Source organism: Rhizobium sp. SRDI943, from assembly GCF_057653695.1.
Window position 1 is genome coordinate 4,209,425 of sequence record NZ_CM172787.1, and the last position, 19,141, is coordinate 4,228,565.

The 19,141-nt window shown below is 62.9% G+C and carries 15 protein-coding genes; 9 read left to right on the forward strand and 6 right to left on the reverse strand.

Annotated features, from left to right (window positions below; translation table 11 throughout):
• Positions 1–5 precede the first annotated feature (5 nt).
• From AC245Y_RS21185 to AC245Y_RS21210, 6 genes are all read left to right on the forward strand, one after another.
• Positions 6–953, forward strand: coding sequence for an ABC transporter permease (locus AC245Y_RS21185; protein ID WP_012759396.1), 948 nt, complete (start codon positions 6–8; stop codon positions 951–953).
• Entirely contained in the window at positions 950–1,825 is an 876-nt protein-coding gene (locus AC245Y_RS21190) for an ABC transporter permease (RefSeq protein WP_017995465.1), read from the forward strand. Before AC245Y_RS21185 ends, AC245Y_RS21190 begins: the two co-directional genes overlap by 4 nt.
• A 21-nt stretch (positions 1,826–1,846) precedes the next feature.
• Complete coding sequence (locus AC245Y_RS21195) at positions 1,847–3,631, forward strand: gamma-glutamyltransferase family protein (RefSeq protein WP_017995466.1); 1,785 nt, start codon at positions 1,847–1,849, stop codon at positions 3,629–3,631.
• Between the two features lie 2 nt (positions 3,632–3,633).
• Entirely contained in the window at positions 3,634–4,389 is a 756-nt protein-coding gene (locus AC245Y_RS21200; RefSeq protein ID WP_017995467.1) for a DUF1028 domain-containing protein, read from the forward strand.
• Positions 4,390–4,412: 23 nt separating this feature from the next.
• On the forward strand, positions 4,413–6,251 hold the full coding sequence (locus AC245Y_RS21205; protein ID WP_020487047.1) for an ABC transporter ATP-binding protein: 1,839 nt from the start codon (positions 4,413–4,415) through the stop codon (positions 6,249–6,251).
• Between the two features lie 254 nt (positions 6,252–6,505).
• Positions 6,506–7,840 carry a glucoamylase family protein gene (locus tag AC245Y_RS21210; RefSeq protein WP_017995469.1) on the forward strand — a complete coding sequence of 445 codons (1,335 nt, stop codon included), beginning with the start codon at positions 6,506–6,508 and terminating at the stop codon, positions 7,838–7,840.
• 125 nt (positions 7,841–7,965) lie between these two features.
• On the opposite strand, the gene AC245Y_RS21215 is transcribed toward AC245Y_RS21210, so the two are convergent.
• The 6 genes from AC245Y_RS21215 to hglS all read right to left on the reverse strand — a co-directional run bounded on the left by AC245Y_RS21215 (position 7,966) and on the right by hglS (position 16,412).
• A complete protein-coding gene (locus tag AC245Y_RS21215) occupies positions 7,966–9,003 on the reverse strand; it encodes an ABC transporter ATP-binding protein (RefSeq protein ID WP_017995470.1) in 1,038 nt (345 codons plus the stop codon).
• Positions 9,000–10,667 carry an ABC transporter permease gene (locus tag AC245Y_RS21220; protein WP_017995471.1) on the reverse strand — a complete coding sequence of 556 codons (1,668 nt, stop codon included), beginning with the start codon at positions 10,665–10,667 and terminating at the stop codon, positions 9,000–9,002. The genes AC245Y_RS21215 and AC245Y_RS21220 overlap by 4 nt, the downstream gene beginning before the upstream one ends.
• A 149-nt stretch (positions 10,668–10,816) precedes the next feature.
• On the reverse strand, positions 10,817–11,833 hold the full coding sequence (locus AC245Y_RS21225) for an iron ABC transporter substrate-binding protein (protein WP_026157504.1): 1,017 nt from the start codon (positions 11,831–11,833) through the stop codon (positions 10,817–10,819).
• A 212-nt stretch (positions 11,834–12,045) separates the two neighbouring features.
• On the reverse strand, positions 12,046–13,584 hold the full coding sequence (gene amaB / locus AC245Y_RS21230; protein WP_017995473.1) for an L-piperidine-6-carboxylate dehydrogenase: 1,539 nt from the start codon (positions 13,582–13,584) through the stop codon (positions 12,046–12,048).
• 45 nt (positions 13,585–13,629) lie between these two features.
• A complete protein-coding gene (locus tag AC245Y_RS21235) occupies positions 13,630–14,913 on the reverse strand; it encodes an NAD(P)/FAD-dependent oxidoreductase (protein ID WP_017995474.1) in 1,284 nt (427 codons plus the stop codon).
• A 68-nt stretch (positions 14,914–14,981) separates the two neighbouring features.
• The gene (gene hglS / locus AC245Y_RS21240) at positions 14,982–16,412 is read right to left on the reverse strand and encodes a 2-oxoadipate dioxygenase/decarboxylase HglS (protein WP_017995475.1); all 1,431 of its coding nucleotides are present in this window, start codon (positions 16,410–16,412) and stop codon (positions 14,982–14,984) included.
• A gap of 84 nt (positions 16,413–16,496) precedes the next feature.
• Here hglS and AC245Y_RS21245 point away from each other — a divergent pair, with 84 nt between their 5' ends.
• The 3 genes from AC245Y_RS21245 to AC245Y_RS21255 all read left to right on the forward strand — a co-directional run bounded on the left by AC245Y_RS21245 (position 16,497) and on the right by AC245Y_RS21255 (position 19,137).
• Entirely contained in the window at positions 16,497–17,405 is a 909-nt protein-coding gene (locus tag AC245Y_RS21245) for a LysR family transcriptional regulator (protein ID WP_017995476.1), read from the forward strand.
• A 68-nt stretch (positions 17,406–17,473) separates the two neighbouring features.
• On the forward strand, positions 17,474–17,710 hold the full coding sequence (locus AC245Y_RS21250) for an Lrp/AsnC ligand binding domain-containing protein (RefSeq protein WP_012759409.1): 237 nt from the start codon (positions 17,474–17,476) through the stop codon (positions 17,708–17,710).
• A 248-nt stretch (positions 17,711–17,958) separates the two neighbouring features.
• Complete coding sequence (locus tag AC245Y_RS21255) at positions 17,959–19,137, forward strand: glycosyltransferase family 4 protein (RefSeq protein ID WP_017995478.1); 1,179 nt, start codon at positions 17,959–17,961, stop codon at positions 19,135–19,137.
• Positions 19,138–19,141 lie beyond the last annotated feature (4 nt).

Sequence of the window (19,141 nt, forward strand, 5' to 3'; positions counted from 1 at the left end):
CGCCCATGTACACCTACATCGCCAAACGGCTCTTGGTCGCCATACCGACGCTTTTGATCATTTCGGTCTTCGTCTTCTCGCTGCAGAAGCTGCTGCCCGGCGATCCGATCCTCGCCATGGCCGGTGAGGAACGCGACCCGCAGGTTCTCGAATTCCTGCGCGAGAAATACCGGCTGAACGATCCCGTGCCCTATCAATATGTCCGCTGGCTGGGTGCGGCCCTGCAAGGCGATCTCGGCATTTCGCTGCGCACCAACCAGCCGGTTCTGCAGCTCATCGCCGAAAAGCTGCCGGTCACCATCCAGCTCGCCATCATGTCGATGATCTTCGCCTTTGTCATCGGCGTGCCGATGGGCATCCTGGCGGCCGTCAAGAAGAACACGATGATCGACTATCTCGCCAACATCATCGCGCTGACCGGTCTGTCGATCCCGAATTTCTGGCTCGGCATCATGCTGATCCTGCTGGTTTCGGTCAATCTCGGTTGGTTGCCGGCATCAGGTTACGAACCCTTCTTCAGCAATCCGCTGCGTTCGCTGGAAACCATGCTGATGCCCTCCTTCGTGCTCGGCAATGCGCTGGCCGCGACCCTAATGCGGCATACACGCTCGGCGATGCTGAGCGTCCTCAGCACCGATTACATCCGCACCGCCCGCGCCAAGGGGCTGGCTGAAAGCTCGGTCGTGCTCGAACACGGCTTCCGCAATGCCATGCTGCCGATCGTGACGCTGACTGCCTTGCTCTTCGGCGAACTGCTTGCCGGTGCCGTGCTGACCGAGCAGATCTTCACCATTCCGGGTTTCGGAAAGCTCATCGTCGACGCCGTCTTCAACCGCGACTACGCCGTCGTCCAGGGTGTGGTGATCTGCACCGCGATCGGCTTCATCCTGATGAACCTCTTGGCCGACATTCTCTACGTCCTGCTCAATCCACGCATGAGGGCCGCCCTATGACCGCGATCGGAGAGACCGTCATTCCCTCTGCGATCGACCGCTCGCCGAGCCGTGCCTGGCGCAAGCTGAAGGCCAACAAGGGTGCGCTCGTCGGCCTTGCGATCATCGCCTTCTTCGCAATCCTCGCCATTGCCGCCCCCCTCCTTCCGATTCCCGATCCGAACGCCACAAGCTGGTCGGCGATCCGCAAGGCCCCGTCCGCCGCCCATTGGCTTGGCACCGACGACATCGGCCGCGACGTTCTTTCCCGAATGATCTGGGGCGCGCAGGCTTCGCTGATGGCCGGCGTCTTCTCGGTGGCGATCGCCGTTGTCATCGGCGTGCCCTTCGGCCTTATCTCCGGTTATTTCGGCGGCTGGATCGACATGGTGATCTCGCGCATCACCGAAGCCTTTCTGGCCATGCCTTTCCTCATCACCGCGATCGCGCTGGCAGCCTTTCTCGGCCCGAGCCTGACCAATGCGATGATTGCGATCGGCCTTTCCGCCATGCCCGTCTTCGTGCGGCTGACGCGCGGCCAGGTGCTTTCGGTCAAGATCGAAGAATATGTCGAGGGTGCCCGCTCGATCGGCCTCCGGTCCTCGAGCATCATCACCCGCTACATCCTGCCGAACGTCTTTGCACCGATCCTCGTGCAAGCGACGTTGACCATCGCCACCGCGATCATCGCCGAGGCAAGCCTCTCCTTTCTCGGTCTCGGGCAACAACCGCCGGCGCCGAGCTGGGGCTCGATGCTGAACGTCGCCAAGAATTTCCTCTCCCAGGCGCCATGGATGGCGATGTGGCCGGGTGCCGCGATCTTCCTCGTCGTCATCGGTTTCAATCTTTTAGGCGACGGCCTGCGCGATGCGCTCGATCCGCGCGAAGCATGATTTCTCGAAAGGACATTTGACATGACCGCATTCACCACCCGTCCCGAGATCCTCGGCACCTTCGGTGTCGTCACCTCGACGCACTGGATCGCCTCGGCCGTCGGCATGAGCATTCTCGAAAAGGGCGGCAATGCCTTCGACGCGGCAGTGGCGACGGGCTTCGTGCTGCAGATCGTCGAGCCGCATCTTTGCGGTCCGGGCGGCGATATGCCGGCGGTGATCTATTCGAAGAAGAAGGACAAGGTCGAGGTCATCTGCGCGCAAGGCCCTGCCCCCGCCGGTGCGACGATCGAACACTATACGGCAGAGGGCCTGAGCCTGATCCCCGGCGACGGGCTGCTTGCGACCGTCATCCCCGGCTCCTTCGATGGCTGGATGCTGATGCTGCGCGACTATGGCTCGATGAGCGTGCGCGATGTGCTGGAACCGGCGATCTATTACGCCGAGCACGGCCATCCGATGCTGCCGCGCGTCTCCGCCACCATCAAGGGGCTCGCCGCCTTCTTCGAGAAGGAATGGCCGACCTCCTACGAGACGTGGCTGCCAGGCGGCAGCGCGCCCGAAGCGCATGCGAATTTCAGGAATCCGGTGCTTGCCGAAACCTGGAAGCGCGTCATCGCCGAGGCGGAAGTGAAAAGCGGCCGGGAAGCGCAAGTGCAGGCGGCCCGCGACGCCTTCTATCGCGGCTTCGTTGCCGAGAAGATCGACGATTATCTGAAGACCGCCGAGGTGATGGATGCAAGCGGCAGCCGCCACAAGGGCGTCCTGACTGCCGCCGACATGGCGAACTGGTCGGCGACGATCGAGGAGCCGCTGACCTATGATTATCATGGCTGGACGATCGCCAAGATCGGCCCCTGGGGCCAGGGTCCGGTCTTCCTGCAGACCCTGTCGATCCTCAAAGGCTTCGATCTCGCCGCGATGGATCCCGCTGGCGCCGATTTCGTCCACACCGTCGTCGAGGCGATGAAGCTCGCCTTCGCCGACCGCGAAGTCTATTACGGCGATCCTGACTTTTCGGAGATTCCCATCGCGCATCTGCTGTCGGAGACCTATGCCGCCGAGCGCCGCAAGCTGGTCGGCACAGACGCCTCCTTCGATCTTCGCCCCGGCATCGTGCCTGGCTTCGAAGCGCAGCATGATCTGACGATGAAGATGCTCGGCGCGGATTCCAAGACCGGCGCCGTCTACGAGCCGACCATGGCGCATCTTTCCGAAAAGCGCGGCGACACCGTGCATATCGACGTCATCGACCGCCACGGCAACATGGTTTCCGTCACGCCATCAGGCGGCTGGCTGCAATCCTCGCCGACCGTGCCCGGCCTCGGCTTCTGCCTCAATTCCCGCGCCCAGATGTTCTGGCTGAAACCAGGGTTGCCGACGTCGCTTGCGCCCGGCAAGCGGCCGCGCACGACGCTGACACCGTCGCTCGGCCTCTATGAGGGCCGCCCGACACTGGCCTTCGGCACACCCGGCGGCGATCAGCAGGAGCAGTGGCAGCTTTCCTTCTTCCTGCGTTATATCAATCACAAGCTGAACCTGCAGGCGGCGATCGACCAGCCGCTGTTCCACACCTCGCATTTTCCGGGCTCTTTCTATCCGCGCACCCGCGAACCCGGCAGCCTGATGGCGGAAGCGAATTTCGGCCCTGATGTCCTTGATGCCCTGCGTCGCAAGGGTCACAAGCTGACGGTCGCCGATCCCTGGACGATCGGCCGGCTGACCGCCGCGAGACGCGATGCCGACGGACTGTTGCGCGCTGCAGCCACCCCGCGCCTGATGCAGGCCTATGCGATCGGGAGATAGTCATGACCTGGTCTATCGTCGCCCGTGATCCCTCGACCAGTCATCTCGGCATCGCCGTCGCGAGCCGCTTCTTTGCCGTCGGCGCCCTGGTGCCGCATATTCGCGGCGGCATCGGCGCCGTTGCTACCCAGGCCTTCGTCAGCCCGCTTTACGGCGTCGACGGCCTGTCGCTGCTGGCTGCAGGCAAGGCGCCGGAGGAGATCATCACCCAGCTCACTGGGCGTGACGCCGGCCGCAATCAGCGGCAGTTGCACCTCATCGATGCGAAGGGGCGCAACGCCGCCTTCACCGGTCCCGCATGCATCGACTGGGCGGGGCATCTGATCGACGAAAACGTCTCGGTCGCCGGCAACATGCTCGCGGGTCCCGACGTCGTCGCCGAAACACTTGCCACCTACAACAAGGCAATGGACAAGCCGCTGGCCGAACGCCTGCTGCTGGCGATGCAGGTAGGCGAGGATGCCGGCGGCGACAAGCGCGGCAGGCAGTCCGCCGCCCTCATCATCCATCGCGACCAGGATTATCCGTGGCTCAGCCTCCGCGCCGACGATCATCCCGATCCGCTCGCCGAACTTGTTCGCCTGCACGCGGTGGCGGGTGAACGTTACCTGCATGTCGCCGAGACGATGGCGACGCGGCAAAATCCGAACGGCATGACGGACAGGCGCGAGATCGATGAAAAGATCGCGGCGCTGGAAGCGGCCCGCATTGCTGAAGGCAGGCCTTCGGCCTCCTTCGCCACGCCTTTGAAGACGTGAACCAGATAGAACAAGGCAACGACATGCTTGATGTTTCTTCAGCCCCCGCCTCCCCGGTTCTCTCGGTCAGGAACCTGACGACCTCCTTCCTCGTCGATGGCGACTGGAAGCCGGTGGTGCGCGACGTCTCCTTCGACGTCATGCCAGGCGAGACGGTGGCTATCGTCGGCGAAAGCGGCTCGGGCAAGAGCGTCACCTCCCTTTCGATCATGCGGCTTCTCGCCAAGGGATCGAGCCGCATCGATGGCGCCATCACCTTGAACGGCAAGGATGTTCTCACCCTTTCGGAAAAGGAGATGCGCCGGGTGCGCGGCAACGACGCCGCCATGATCTTCCAGGAGCCGATGACGTCCCTCAATCCGATCTTCACCATCGGCCGCCAGATCTCCGAAGCGCTGACCTGCCACGGCGATATCGGCAAGGCCGAGGCGCGGGCCGAAACCGTGCGCCTGCTGGAAAAGGTCCGCATCCCCAACGCCGCGTCTCGCTTCGACGAATATCCACACCAGTTCTCAGGCGGCATGCGCCAGCGCGTAATGATCGCCATGGCGCTCGCCAGCCGGCCGAAACTGCTGATCGCCGATGAGCCGACGACGGCGCTCGACGTGACGATCCAGGGCCAGATCCTCGACCTGATCAAGATGCTGCAGGAAGAAGAGGGCATGTCCGTGCTCTTCATCACCCACGACATGGGTGTCGTCGCCGAAATCGCCGACCGCACCATCGTCATGTATCGCGGCGAGGCGGTGGAAACCGGCACGACCGACGACATCTTCCATCGCGGCAGGCATCCCTATACCCGAGCTTTGCTCTCGGCCGTGCCGCGCCTCGGCTCGATGGCCGACCGGAAATGGCCGCTGCGTTTCCCTGTCGTCGATACCACGACCGGCGAACGCCGCGAGCCGATCGAGGTGGCCGATACCGTCGACCGCCGCCGGACGCCGATCCTCGAAGTCAAGAACCTCGTTACCCGTTTCGATATCCGCGGCGGCCTGCTCGGCCGCAAGACCGGCGCGATCCATGCGGTCGAGGATGTCTCCTTCGATCTCCTCCAGGGCGAGACGCTGTCGCTCGTCGGCGAATCCGGCTGCGGCAAGTCGACCACCGGCCGCTCGATTACCCGTCTCGTCCAGCCGAACGGCGGCAGCGTCAGCCTCGACGGCTATGACGTGCTGAGCCTTGACGCGGCCAGTCTCAGACGGATGCGCCGCAGCATCCAGATGATCTTTCAGGATCCCTTCGCCAGCCTCAACCCGCGCATGACCGTCGGCGCCGCCGTCGCCGAACCCATCACCGAACATGGCCTCGGCACCGGCGCCCAGGCCCGCGACAAGGCGGCCGATCTTCTCGAACGCGTCGGGCTGAAGCCCGACATGATGAAACGCTATCCGCACGAATTCTCCGGCGGTCAGCGCCAGCGCATCTGCATCGCCCGCGCGCTCGCACTCGATCCGAAGGTGATCGTCGCCGATGAAAGCGTTTCAGCCCTCGATGTCTCGATCAAGGCGCAGGTCTGCAATCTGCTGATGGACCTGCAGCAAAGCCTCAACCTCGCCTTTCTGTTCATTTCCCACGACATGGCTGTGGTTGAGCGCGTCAGCCACCGCGTCGCGGTGATGTATCTCGGCGAAATCGTCGAGATCGGCCCGCGCGCGGAACTGTTCAGCAATCCGCAGCACGCCTACACGAAGAAGCTGATGGCAGCCGTGCCCGTTCCCGACCCCTCGCGGCGCGGCATCAAGCGCAACCTCGGAACCGACGAGCTCAAGAGCCCCGTTCGCCCGGTTGGCTACGTCGCGCCGCCGCGCCGGTACCGGGAAGTGACGGCAGGTCATCTGGTGCGGCTCGATGAAGCCGCCTGAGCGGGAAAACCCACTCTCCAAAGCATCAGGAAAACAAGTATTGCGGGAAAATAACCCGCGCCGGTGGCGCGCGGACCGTCTTTTTTGCTGCACCGCTTATATGACTTCTGCTAGATATTATTTTGCCGATAATTATTAACGACCGATTCCACCCTTTTGTGTTCTCTTATCCTTGCGAATCAAAAAGGTTTGATTTGCCCGGGGACGGCCCCCATGTTGAAGCATGGGGCGATGCAACAGTTGGGTAGGAGCCTATGCTGCAACGGATTGAAGACATTGATGCAGCGCTCGTCGACAGGCTGCAGCATTCGGCGTTCAAGTACTTCCTGAAATATACCAATCCCGAAAATGGCCTGGTGGCGGATACCTCGATCGACGGGGTTCCGTGCAGCATCGCAGCCGTCGGCTTTGCGCTTTCCTCTTATCCTGTTGGTGTCGAGCGTTTATGGATCAGCCGCGAGGAGGCAGCCGAACGCACGGTCAATACGCTGCGGTTCTTTGCCGAGGCGCGCCAGGGCGAGGAACGCCACGCGACCGGCCACCGCGGCTTCTTCTACCACTTCCTGCACATGGATACCGGCCATCGCGCCTGGAACAGCGAGCTTTCGACCATCGACACGGCGCTGCTCGTCGCCGGCATCCTGACGGCTGCGCAATATTTCAATCGCGAGGACGACGAGACGGAAACCGAAATCCGGGAACTCGCGACCTTCATCTACGAGCGGGTCGACTGGCGCTGGGCGCTGAACAAGGGCGACACTATTGCCATGGGTTGGAAGCCCTCTTCCGGCTTCTTGCGCTGGCGCTACCATGGCTTCGACGAGGCGATCATCCTCTATACGCTGGCGCTCGCTTCGCCGACGCACCCGATACCGCAATCGAGCTACGACGCCTTTACGTCAAGCTATTCCTGGATGCTGCATGGCGAGCAGTCCTATCTCTATGCCGGGCCGCTGTTCATCCACCTCTTCTCGCATGCCTGGATCGATTTCCGCACCATTCAGGACAAGCCGATGGCGGAGCGAAACTGGGACTATTTCCGCAACACGCAGGTGATGATCAACGTCCAGCGTGACTATGCCGAACGCAATCCCGGCCAGTTCGTCGGCTACAACAGGAATATCTGGGGTTTCTCTGCCTGTGACGGCCCGCCGCCGACACGGCGCATGCGTGGCGGCCGCCAGCCGAAGGTTCTGGGTTACGCCGCCCGCGGAGCGCCGCTCGGCCCGGATGACGGCACGATCGCACCCTGGGCAGCCCTTGCCTGCCTGCCCTACGACAAGCAGGCGGCTCTCGACGGCACCAAGGCGCTTCTGACCACCTATCCGAACCTGCTCTTGGAAGGCGGTTTTCCCGGCGGCTTCAATCCGACGGTCAAGACCAAGCGGCCGGAAGGCTGGGTCGACGACCGCACCGTCGGCATCGACCAGGGCCTTGTCGTCATGACCATCGAGAACGACCGTTCGGATTTCATCTGGAAACTGATGCGGCAATCGCCGGTCATCCGCCTCGGGCTCGAGCGCGCCGGCTTTACCGGTGGCTGGCTCGAAGGCATCGAGCCCGAAGAAGTGGTACGCAAGGTCGGCTAGGTCCAGAGCATGCCGCGCAAAAGTGTACAGCGGTTTTGCGACAACGACATGCGTAAAAACAAAGGCCTAAAGTGCGAGGAGCGAATCTGAAAGATCGTGACGCGCTTTAGAGCTGTCGCATGGTATCAGTTCTCGAAGACATGCGCCTTGCCGGCGATATCGAGGCGAACGAGGTCTCCCCGCGCCGGAAGAGCGACGCTCGAGGTCTTGATAAGGATCGGCGGCAACGCCACGCCTTCGAGCGAGACGGCGACGGTGCAGACTGCGCCGCCGAATTCCACTTCGACGACACGCCCGCCATAGTTGCGATCGCCTTCATCGGCAACGACGCGAATCTGCTCGGGACGCAGCATGATCTCCGCCTTGCCCTGACGGCTGCCTTCGACGGCGACATGGCCAAGGGCGCAGTCTGCCAAGCCGTTGCGGATGATGGCGGGAAGCAGCACGGCATCGCCGAGAAACAGTGCCGTCTCGCGATCGCGCGGATGCAGGTACAAGGATTGCGGCGACCCGGCCTGGATCAGCCGTCCCTCCCTCAGAACCGCGACCTGATCGGCAAAGGTCAGAGCCTCTTCCTGATCATGGGTGACGAGAATGGTGGTGATGCCGGCCGCCTGCAGCACGCGCGCAACCGCCTTGCGCATGTTTTCACGCAGGCCGGTATCGAGTGCCGAGAAAGGTTCGTCGAGCAGCATCAGCCGCGGCTTACGGCCGAGCGCGCGGGCGAGCGCCACGCGCTGCTGCTGCCCGCCGGAAAGCTGATGCGGACGCCGCGCCAGCATGCCGCGGTCGAGCTCGACCATATCGAGCAACTCGACGATGCGCTTCTCGCGATCGGCTGCGCCTCGTTCGAAGCCGAAGCCGATATTTTCGGCAACGCTTAAGTGCGGAAACAGCGCGCCGTCCTGCGAGACAATACCGATGCCGCGCTTGTGTGCCGGTACTGTCGCCGGACCGTCCGCGAGCAGGTCGCCATCCAGCGTCACCCTGCCGACATCGGGTTGCTCGAAGCCGGCAATGATGCGCAACAGCGTCGTCTTGCCTGAACCGGACGGGCCGACGACGGCCGTGCGGCTTCCGGCCGAAACCTCGAGCGAAATATCCTTCAGCGCCTGGACGGGGCCATAGCGCTTGCTGATGTTTTCGATCGTGAGCAGCGTCATTGGCCGGCGGTCCGTTTCGATTGGGTATAGAGCATCAGGGTGAGCGGCAGCGACAGCACGACCATCATGAAGGCGTAGGGGGCGGCCGAGACATAATCGATCTCGCTGGTCAGCGACCAGAATTTCGTCGCCAGCGTATCGACGCCGTTGGGCGACAGCATCAGTGTCGCCGTGAGTTCATTGGTGATGCCGAGTGCGGCCAGCGCGACGCTGGCGGCCGCTCCCGGTGCGGCAAGCCGCATGGTGATCTGCCGCACCGCCTGGCCCGGGGTGCGGCCGAGGCCCATCGCGGCGCGCTCCAGCTCCACCGGGGCCTGGGCAATGCTGGCGCGCAGCCCGACCATGGCGCGCGGCAGGAAAAGCATCACATAGGCGACGAGCAGCGTTGCGAAGGTCTGATAGAGCGGCAGCACGAGACGCACGGTGATCGTCACCAGCGCCAGCGCCACGACGACGCCCGGCAGCGAGCCGACATAATAATGGCAGGCTTCGAGCACGCGCTGGAGGCGGCCGGGCGCCCGCACGGAAAGCCAGGCCATCGGTGCTGCAGCAATCGTCGCCAGCACGCCGCCGACAATGGCAAGCACGATCGTCTGCAGGAAGGCGCTGCCGACCTCGATGCGCCAGATATCGGTTCCGCCGAGATAGAGCCAGCGGCCAAGCGTCACCAACGGGACGCCGAGCGTCAGAACCGCCAGGAGGACAGGCAGCAAAACGGCGGGCACCACCAACCAGCCCAGGCGGCGGCGGTCCGTCGGGCGTGGCGAACCCGCGCCGACGCGGGCATAACGTTCGTTGCCGCGCACCAGCACCTCGAATCCGAGCAGAAAAAGACAGCAGGCGACGAGCACGCCGCCGAGCATGTTGGAGGCCGGGCTGTTGTAGGAGGACTGGAACTGGTCGACGATTGCCGTCGCGAACGTGTCGAACCGGATCATCACGAACAGGCCGTACTCCGAAAGCAGATGCAGCGCGATCAGCAGAGAACCGCCGCAGATGGCGAGCCTGAGCTGCGGCAGCACGGCGCGGAAGAAGACGCGCCAGGGATTGAGGCCCAGCGAGGCCGCGGCATCCTCGATAGCCGGATCGAGACGGCGCAGCGCTGCGGCGACCGGCAGGTAGAGGAACGGATAATAGGCGATGACCGAGACGAAGACACCGCTCTGCAGACCGCGCATGCCGGGAACGAGGCTGACCCAGGCATAGCTGTGCACGAAGGCAGGCACGGCGAGCGGAGCGATCGCCAGCCAGGCCCAGAGCCGGCCGAAAGGAATGTCCGTCCGCTCGGTCAGCCAGGCGAGCGTCACCGCAAGCGCGATCGACACCGGGATGGTGATCGATTCCAGAAGGACCGTATTGATGAGAAGTTCGCCGACGCGTGGCCGGAAGACCAGGGCCTTCACCGTTTCCCAGCCGACATCGTAGGTTACCCAGCCGATGAAGCCGAGCGGCACGAGACTGAAGATCGCGACGACGGTTGCGAGGAGGATCACCGAAGCGTGCGGCATGCGTCCGCGCGGCAAAGCCATTCGCGTGGCCCTCGGCGCGACCGGCGCCTGGTTGCCGGATGCGAGCAATCTGTTGTCCTGCAGCAAGGCCGATGCCTTTACACGCTGAAAAAGGAAGGCAACCGCCTTTGAAAGGCGGTTGCCGGATATCGTCATGCCCTAAGGTTTTCTTGAGCCAAATGCAATAGTTTTGGCCGGAAGACGCCTGCGGCAGAAAGGTCTAAGCATGTCGCGCAAAAGTGTGCCGCGGTTTTGCGACGACGACATGCGGAAAACGAAAGATCTTAAGTGTGGCGCGCCACGCTTTAGATCAGGCCGGCAGCCGTCATCAGCTCCACGACTTTCTTGCTGTCGAGGGTCGAAGCTTCGACCTTCGGGGCATTGAGATCGGCAAGCGGAGTGAGCTTGTCGTTGGAGGGCGCATCCTTGCCGATGGCATATTCATAGGAATCGCCGTCCTTGAGGACTGCCTGGCCGGCCTTGCTTGTCAGGAACTTCAGGAAAGCCTGGGCTTCCTTCATGTGCTGCGTGGACTTCAGGATGCCGCCACCCGAAACGCTGACGAAAGCGCCCGGATCCTGGTTCTTGAAGTAGTGCAGACCAACATTCTTGCTGTTCTCGCCTGTTTTGGCCTGATCGCCGAACCAATAATAGTGATAGATAACAGCGCCTTCGACTTCGCCTGAATTGACGGCCTTCATCGCGACGCTGTTGCCCTTGTAGGGCGTGGCATTGTCTTTCAGGCCCTTCAGCCATGCCTTGGTGGCATCTTCGCCCTTGAGCTGCAGCAGGGCAGCGACGATGGCCTGGAAGTCTGCACCGGCAGGTGCTGCACCCCAGCGGCCCTTCCAGGCGGGATCTGCCAGATCGAGCATCGACTTCGGCAGCTTGTCTTCGGTGAGCTTGGTCTTGTCATAGGCAAAAACGGTGGTACGGGCGGCAATGCCGGTCCACATGCCGTCAGCCGGGCGATACTGATCCGGAACCTGATCCAGCGTTTCCTTTTCGATGGGGGCGAAGAGGCCCGCGCCATCGACCAGCGTCATTGCCGGCGAATTTTCGGTCAGGAAGACATCCGCCGGGGAGGCGTCGCCTTCCTGGATGATCTGGTTGGCGAACTGCATGTCGCTGCCCTGGCGCATGGTGACCTTGATGCCGGTCTCCTTGGAGAAGGCGTCGATCCATTCGCGGCCGAGGCTTTCGTGCTGGGCATTGTAAACGACGAGACCTTCGTCCTGCGCTTGGGCGCTGCCTGCGAGCGCGGTGGCGGAGAGAAGCGAAGCGGCAAGCGCGAGCGAAAAACGGTTAAGAGCAATTTTCATGATGGCCTCCGTGACGATGTCACCCGAGCTCTCCAAGGGCGATGAGAGGCGTATATTTTTCCTGACTGCCGATTTCAAGTTTGGCTTGGTCGGAAAAGCCATCACAATATCTTGACTAAATATTTCATATTACAGGGGAATAAATCTCGATTTGGCAAAAAAGGCGGCGCTTCCCGAGCGCCGCCTCTCTTTTGCAGCCTTTTGCCGCCAGCTTATTCGACGTCGAACTTGACGCCCTGCGCCAGCGGCAGCGTCCTGCCGTAATTGATCGTGTTGGTGGAGCGGCGCATATAGGCCTTCCAGGCATCCGAGCCGGATTCACGGCCGCCGCCGGTCTCCTTCTCGCCGCCAAAGGCGCCGCCGATCTCGGCGCCCGATGGCCCGAGGTTGACGTTGGCGATGCCGCAATCCGAACCGCGGGCGGAGACGAAGGTTTCGGCCTCGCGCATGTCGTTGGTGAAGATCGACGACGACAGCCCCTGCGGCACGGCATTGTGCAGCGCCAGCACCTCGTCGAAATCGCTGTATTTCATCACATAGAGGATCGGCGCGAAGGTCTCGTGCTCCACCGGTCCGGTCTGATCAGGCATTTCCACGAGCGCCGGGCGAACGTAGAAAGCCTCGGTCGAACCGCTTTCGACGCGGTCGCCTCCGGTCACCGTGCCGCCGGCCGACTTCGCCTCGCCAAGCGCTGCCTGCATGTTTTTAAAAGCCTGGCCGTCGATCAACGGTCCTACAAGCGTGCCGGTTTCGAGCGGATTGCCGATGGTGACGGAGCCGTAGGCCTTCTGCAGTCTAGGCACCAGCTGATCGTAGACGCTCTCGTGGACGAAGAGACGGCGCAGCGTCGTGCAGCGCTGGCCGGCCGTGCCCATGGCGGAGAAGGCAACGCCGCGCAGCGTCAGGTCGAGATCGGCCGACGGGCAGACGATCGCCGCATTGTTGCCGCCGAGTTCGAGAATGGCGCGGGCAAAACGCTGCGACAGGCGCGGACCGACGGCGCGGCCCATGGCCGTCGAGCCGGTGGCGGAAACCAGCGGGATCTTCGGATGATCGACCAGCACTTCGCCGACCTCGCGGCCGCCGATGATCAGCGTCGACAGATTGGCCGGTGCGCTACCGCCCTCGGCGACGAAACGCTTCAGCGCCTTTTCGAACAGCGCCTGCACGGCAAGCGCCGTCAACGGCGTCTTTTCCGAGGGCTTCCAGACGGTGGAATTGCCGCAGACCATCGCAAGTGCGGCATTCCACGACCAGACGGCAACAGGGAAGTTGAAGGCGGAGATGATGCCGATCACGCCGAGCGGATGCCAGCTTTCCATCATCCGGTGCTCGGATCGCTCAGTGGCGATCGTCAGGCCGTAAAGCTGACGGGAAAGGCCGACCGCGAAATCGCAGATGTCGATCATCTCCTGCACTTCGCCCAGACCTTCCGAAGTGATCTTGCCAACCTCGATCGAAACGAGACGGCCGAGCGCCGCCTTGGAGGCGCGCAGTTCCTCGCCCAGCAGGCGGACCAGTTCGCCGCGCTTCGGCGCCGGCACGGCACGCCATTCGAGGAAGGCCTGATGCGCCGCTTCGATCGCCGCCTTCGTCTCGGAAACGGAATGTTCCCTGAGTTTGCCGATTTCCTTGCCGGTGACCGGCGAGGTGACGGCAAGCGTGCCGCCGTGATAGCGGCCGGCATCGACGCCGAGTTCGGCAAGCAGCTTGGCGGTTTCGGTGGCGAGATCGAGGACGGCGATGGTCATTGTCGTGTTTCCAATCTTATTATTCTCAGAAGCGTGCATCGCTTCTCAGAAGCGGGCATCGGCGAAATGGGCGACCTGAGCGCCGGCTTCGTACCATATTTCCTTGAGTGCACGGAAGCTTGGCTCGGTGGGCGAAGTCAGCGGCAACGGCAGATCGGCTTCCGGAAGCCGGCCGAGGATATGCTCCGCCAGCGTACGGCCGAAGACCGTACCGGGGGCAATGCCGCGGCCATTGTAGCCCGAAAAGCCGACGACACAAGGTGCGAACTTGTGGAAGCGCGGCAGCGCATTGTCGGTCATGCCGATCTGGCCATACCATTCACACTCGAATTCGACGTCGCCGATTACAGGGAAGAGCCGCTTCAATGCGCGTTTGGCCCAGCCCTTGTGTACGGCCAGTCCGGTATTGCGCAGCGCCCCGACACTGCCGAAAACGAGACGGCCGGCCTGGTCCATGCGGAAGGAGGAGAGGATTTCCTTGGAATCCCATGCGCCTTCTCGCCCAGGCAGGATCGACTGGCGCAGATTGTGGCCCAGCGGCACGGTGGCGAAATTGAAATAGGGCAGATGCACCTGTTCGCTGCGCACCTGTTCCCACGGGCCGGTACTGTAGGCATCCGTTGCAACGATGATCCACTCCGCGCTGACCTCGCCGCTTGCCGTCTTCACGGTCCAGCGGCTGCCATTGCGCTCCGTCGCGATGACCGGGCTGGATGTGTGAATGGCGACGCCGGCCTTGACGGCGGCATGGGCAAGGCCGCGCGCATAGGCAAGCGGCTGCAGCGTGCCGGCGCGTTTGTCGAGCAGCGAACCCGAATAGGCATCGCTGCCGATGCGTTTTGCCGTCTCCGCCGCGTCGAGCAGCGTCACGGCTGCGCCGCGGGCAGACCATTGCGCCGCGCGATCCTCGATCTCCTTCAGACCGCCCGCGCCGACCGCGCAATGCAGCGTGCCGTTCCGTTCGAGTTCGCAGGCAATCTGATGTTTGTCGATCAGCTCCATGACCAGCTTCGGCGCATTGCCGAGCAGATCGAGCAGACGTTCGCCATGCACCGGGCCGAGCACGCCGGGCAGATCGTTCGGCATCACCCACATGCCGGCATTGATCAGCCCGACATTGCGCCCGGCACCGCCGAAGCCGATCTCCTTCGCCTCCAGCAACACCACCTTCGACCCGGCTTCGGCAAGATGCAGGGCGGAAGAGAGGCCGGTGTAACCGCCGCCGACGATGACGACGTCGGCCGATACCGCGCCGTCGAGAGGCGAGGTCGTCGGCGCTTCGGGCGCTGTCTTTTCCCAGAGGCCGTGGGAGCGCGGATCATTCAGCATGGCTCAGTCCGATCAGAGCGAAATCGCGGATACTCTAATGCAAAAAAGAAAGTGTTGAACCTGCCATTTCACGCAACGGTCTTCAACGGCAGGCCCGCAAGGCCGAGCGCGGCCAGCGCCGAATCCAGCGATGCGGCCTGGCGTTCGGCGTAAAGCGCCAGCTCGTCCTGAACGGTAGCACCGAGTGCCGCCTCGAAGGCGTCACGGTTCGAGCGGGTCGCATAGTTCTGCTGCTGGTCGGTACCGAGGTTCGACTGGAAGATGCCGGCCGCGCTGACGGGCAGGAAGTCTTCGTAGACGATCGGGGTGAAGGCGAGATAACCCTTGGCGATCAGCGCCTCCGGATCGCCGGGCAGCGTGCTGCCGGCCGCGGCGACAATGCCCGCAGGCGTCGCGGAATAGCGGAAGAAGGCCAGACCCGCCCTGCGCAGCTCGTCCCAACTATCCGGCAGTGCCTTGAAACGCGCAGCGAGTTCGTGATCGTAGGCGCCGGCCTTGGCGCCGCCGGCGCCCACCTGCACCTCGCCGCGAACCGAGGCGAGCAGTTGGTCGTAGAGCACCCGGCCCTTCGCCGTCAACGCCACGCCGCGCTGTTCGATCTCCCCGAAGCGGGCGGTATGTGTCCCTTGAATCGCACCGTCATCATCGGTAAAGGCGATCGTTTCTTCCAGCGCCTTGAAGCTCGTCTGTCGCAGCAGGATATCGCAATGACGGCGCGGCGGCCCTTCGATGACAGCCTTCGGCGTGATGCCGCGTTCCGGCATGCGGGCCTGGACGGCGTCGATATCGAGCGTGCGCGGCGTCAGATGGTTGATGTGCGGTCCCTTGAAGCTGACGACGTCGGCGATCAGCCGATGGGCGTCGTGCAGGCGCTTGTAGGTGTCGGCGCTGACTGTCGCTTCGCCATGCCAGCGGAAGGTTTCCAACGCCTCGGCGACGAATTCCGTCGCTTCCGCCTCGGTCAGGCCGCGGTTCTGCTCGTGGCGCTCGATCAGGGCGACGGCGCGCGGCGTGTAGATCCGCCGTTTCGCCAGAATGGCTTCGGCTTCGCCGCGCAGCCCTTCGTCCTCGATCAGTTCCAGTCGCAGCAGCGAGGTGAAGACGCGGAATGGATTGACGTTGAGTGCTGCCTCGTCGATCGGCCGGAAGCTGGTGGAATGAACCGGCACGCCAGCGACCGAAAGATCGTAGTAGCCGACCGGCTGCATGCCCATGACCGCAAACAGCCGGCGGATGGTGAAAAGCTCGTCGGCCGTACCGAGCCTTATAGCGCCGTGACGCTCGACATCGATGCGCTCCAGCTCGCCGGCGCGGGCCAGGCGATCGCGCAGGTCAGGATCGTTTTCGAGGCAGCCGGCATTCACATCCGCCACCAGTTCGATCAGCGTGCCGTATTGCGGCACCTCCGCCCGGTACATCTGCGACATCGACTCGGTAAACAGTGATCGGATGCGGTCTGGGGAAACGAAGGCTTGCGGCATTGGGAAACTCCGGCTCATTCCGTTTTTGCAGGATGAACCTCTTTACACGCGCCAGAAAGCGGCAAATATCGCTATTTCGGAAATAGCCCATTCTGAAACGGAATGACCATGCTGACGTCTAGACGTTTTCTGCCATCGATCTCGCATCTCGCCGCCTTCGAGGCGGTTGCCCGCACCGGCAGCGTGACGGCAGCGGCGCGCGAACTCGATCTGACGCAGAGCGCCGTCAGCCGCCAGGTCAGCGCGCTGGAGGAGCAGCTTGGCGTCGAGCTCTTCCTGCGCGAACGCCAGACCATGCGGCTGACGCTTGCCGGTGACGGATATGCCCGCGAGATTCGCGAAGCGCTGCGGCGGATATCGAGCGCCTCGCTGAACCTGCGCGCCAATCCGCATGGCGGCACGCTCAATCTCGCCATCCTGCCGACCTTCGGCACGCGCTGGCTGGCGCCGCGCCTGGGACGCTTTCTCGTCGCCAATCCCGGCGTGACCATCAATCTGGTGACCCGGCTTTCGCCTTTCGACTTTCGCCTCGATTCGATCGACGCCGCCATCCATTTCGGCCACCCGCACTGGCCGGGCGCCGAACTCGCGCTTCTGATGTCGGAGCGCACGGTGCCGGCCTGCAGTCCGGATTTTCTGAAGCGATATGCGATCAAAGCGCCAGAGGATCTGCTCGCTGCTCCGCTTTTGCACCTGACGACGCGCCCTGACGCCTGGGAGCAATGGTTCGCCGGCAACGGCGTTTCCTTCGAAAATGTGCACGGCATGCTCTTCGATCAGTTCGCCACCGCCGCGCAGGCGGCGATCGCCGGCCTCGGCGTCGCCCTGCTGCCGACATTCCTGATGCAGGAGGAGATCAGGCGCGGCGATCTCGTCGCCGCTGTCGACCGTGAAATGGAGAGCCGCGAGCGCTATTATCTCGCCTTTCCGCCCGAGCGTGCCGATTATGCGCCACTTGCCGCCTTTCGCGACTGGATCGTCGCCGAAGCGGCCGCCAATCTGACTGCGTGACGAACGGCTTGCATCGGCATGGCGCTTTCGACCATTATGCGATCCAAACAACTTTGCAGGAAATCTCCATGAAGCCGATCTTCGTCCAGCTCCAATGCGCACCCGGCAAGACCTATGATGTCGCCGACGCCATCTACCAGACCGAACTGGTCTCGGAGCTCTATTCGACCAGCGGCGACTACGATCTGCTGCTGAAGGTCTATATCGAGGAAGGCCAGGATATCGGCAAATTCATCAACGACAACATCGCCAATATTCCCGGCATCATCCGCTCGCTGACGACGCTAACCTTCAAGGCGTTCTAGAGCAATTCCAGCAAAAGTGCGCAGCGGTTTTGCGTCCGGAATTGCGTGAAACAAAAGAGATAGAGCGTTTCCGTGATTCGAGAAAAACGGAAACGCTCTGAATCCCCGTCAGACACGGTTAACCTTTTTCGCGAAGAATCGCCTTGGCAGGACGTCGCCTAAACCGCGCCTTAACGCCGGGCATGTCTGGTCGTTGCTATCACGGGCCCGCGTCAGCGCAGGCCGGCACGTGCAGCGATAGGTGGAAAATGTCGATCGTCGAGGCAGATTGGGCGCGCGCGAAGCCGCAGTTGGAAACAGCCCCGCTGATCGTCCATGTCGTGCGCCAGTTCCTGCCCAACCGCGGCGGCCTCGAAGACGTGGTCGCCAATCTCGCCCGCCAGACGGTACGCCGCGGTTATCGCGTGCGCGTCGTCACGCTGGATTCGCTCTTCACCGCCCCAGAGGATAAGCTGCCGCCTCGCGAAGGTATCGACGGTATCGAGGTGGTGCGCATTCCCTGGTTCGGCACCAGCCGTTATCCGCTGGCGCCTGAGGTTTTCCGCCATCTCGCCGATGCCGATCTAGTCCATGTCCATGCCATCGACTTCTTCTTCGATGCGCTCGCCTGGGGCCGGCTGCTGCACGGCAAGCCGATGATCGTCACCACTCATGGCGGCTTCTTCCACACGCGGAAATACGCGACGATCAAGAAGATCTGGTTCCGGACGCTGACCCGCGCTTCGGCGATGGCTTACCGCCGCGTCGTCTGCTGCAGCGCCTCCGACCTCAAGCAGTTTTCCGAGATCGTGCCCGACAGCCTTCTGATCGAAAATGGCGCTGATATCGGCAAATTCGCCGACACCGCTTCGCGTCGGGCAAAGCGCCGCATCGTCACGATCGGCCGGTTTTCGGTAAACAAACGGCTGGATCACCTGCTCGATGCGATGGCCAAGCTGAAGACCCGCGACCCGGAATGGCATCTCGACATTGTCGGCGCCGAATCCGACCTGAACCGGGCGGATGTCGAAGGCGCAATCGAAAGCCGTCATCTTTCCGGCCGCGTCACCTTGCATGTGTCGCCCGAGAACGACACCATCCGGCGCATCATCGCAGAAGCCTCGCTCTTCGCCTCCGCCTCGGAATATGAAGGTTTCGGCCTGGTGGCGCTGGAGGCGATGAGCGCCGGCCTCCTGCCGGTGCTGAACGCCAACGATGCCTTTGCGACGCTTGCCGCCCGGCATCCCGCAATCATGCTTGCCGATTTCACCAATCCTGAGAGCGCCGCCACGGCGATCGAAGCGGCCTATGAAGGCCTTTCGCGCCAGCCGGAGACCGTTCGCACCGAGCTTCTCGACGCCGCCCGCGGCTATTCCTGGGATATCGTCGCCGGACGTTATATCGATCTCTACAGATCGCTTGATGTCGTTGCCGCGGAAAGCAGCTGATCCC

What these genes read in the sequence shown, in the direction of transcription:
- AC245Y_RS21185 (WP_012759396.1), top strand. Translation starts at nt 6, where the DNA reads ATGTACACCTACATCGCCAAACGGCTCTTGGTCGCCATACCGACGCTT.
- AC245Y_RS21190 (WP_017995465.1), top strand. Translation starts at nt 950, where the DNA reads ATGACCGCGATCGGAGAGACCGTCATTCCCTCTGCGATCGACCGCTCG.
- AC245Y_RS21195 (WP_017995466.1), top strand. Translation starts at nt 1,847, where the DNA reads ATGACCGCATTCACCACCCGTCCCGAGATCCTCGGCACCTTCGGTGTC.
- AC245Y_RS21200 (WP_017995467.1), top strand. Translation starts at nt 3,634, where the DNA reads ATGACCTGGTCTATCGTCGCCCGTGATCCCTCGACCAGTCATCTCGGC.
- AC245Y_RS21205 (WP_020487047.1), top strand. Translation starts at nt 4,413, where the DNA reads ATGCTTGATGTTTCTTCAGCCCCCGCCTCCCCGGTTCTCTCGGTCAGG.
- AC245Y_RS21210 (WP_017995469.1), top strand. Translation starts at nt 6,506, where the DNA reads ATGCTGCAACGGATTGAAGACATTGATGCAGCGCTCGTCGACAGGCTG.
- AC245Y_RS21215 (WP_017995470.1), bottom strand. Translation starts at nt 9,003, where the DNA reads ATGACGCTGCTCACGATCGAAAACATCAGCAAGCGCTATGGCCCCGTC.
- AC245Y_RS21220 (WP_017995471.1), bottom strand. Translation starts at nt 10,667, where the DNA reads ATGACGATATCCGGCAACCGCCTTTCAAAGGCGGTTGCCTTCCTTTTT.
- AC245Y_RS21225 (WP_026157504.1), bottom strand. Translation starts at nt 11,833, where the DNA reads ATGAAAATTGCTCTTAACCGTTTTTCGCTCGCGCTTGCCGCTTCGCTT.
- amaB (WP_017995473.1), bottom strand. Translation starts at nt 13,584, where the DNA reads ATGACCATCGCCGTCCTCGATCTCGCCACCGAAACCGCCAAGCTGCTT.
- AC245Y_RS21235 (WP_017995474.1), bottom strand. Translation starts at nt 14,913, where the DNA reads ATGCTGAATGATCCGCGCTCCCACGGCCTCTGGGAAAAGACAGCGCCC.
- hglS (WP_017995475.1), bottom strand. Translation starts at nt 16,412, where the DNA reads ATGAGCCGGAGTTTCCCAATGCCGCAAGCCTTCGTTTCCCCAGACCGC.
- AC245Y_RS21245 (WP_017995476.1), top strand. Translation starts at nt 16,497, where the DNA reads ATGACCATGCTGACGTCTAGACGTTTTCTGCCATCGATCTCGCATCTC.
- AC245Y_RS21250 (WP_012759409.1), top strand. Translation starts at nt 17,474, where the DNA reads ATGAAGCCGATCTTCGTCCAGCTCCAATGCGCACCCGGCAAGACCTAT.
- AC245Y_RS21255 (WP_017995478.1), top strand. Translation starts at nt 17,959, where the DNA reads ATGTCGATCGTCGAGGCAGATTGGGCGCGCGCGAAGCCGCAGTTGGAA.